At 64.1% G+C, this 365-nt stretch carries 1 protein-coding gene; it reads right to left on the bottom strand.

Annotation, left to right across the window (positions count from 1 at the left end):
• On the bottom strand, window positions 1–365 hold a 365-nt coding region (locus AB4Y85_RS19495), incomplete at both ends, for a M10 family metallopeptidase C-terminal domain-containing protein (protein ID WP_441986557.1).

The raw sequence follows: 365 nt of genomic DNA, 5'->3' as shown, positions 1-365 counted from the left end.
GATCTGAGCCTGTGCGCCGGTGCCGTCGGCATCGTAGTACAAGGCCCCCGTCTTCTTGTCGTAGATCAGGCGGTCGTCCCGATCGTGCGCCTTCGGCCCCTGGTAGAACTCAGCACTCTTGATCACGCCCTTCTTCGCCATCTTCGTGAACACGCTCTTGGCCAGATGAAGCGTGTCGTCCGCCACCTTGAAGTCCTCGATCCGATCAACGTTCGCCGTCTTATTGGGACGGCTGTCGAACACGAACACATCCTGGCCGGCCCCGCCGGTGAGCACGTCCTTGCCCGCGCCGCCGGCGAGCACATCGTTGCCCACCTCGCCCAGGAGCACATCGGCGCCGGACAGCCCCGTGAGCACGTCGTTGC

This window comes from Microvirga sp. 2YAF29 (assembly GCF_052114605.1).
In the GTDB taxonomy this organism is placed as follows: domain Bacteria; phylum Pseudomonadota; class Alphaproteobacteria; order Rhizobiales; family Beijerinckiaceae; genus Microvirga.
This window is presented reverse-complemented; position numbering and strand designations above follow the sequence as displayed.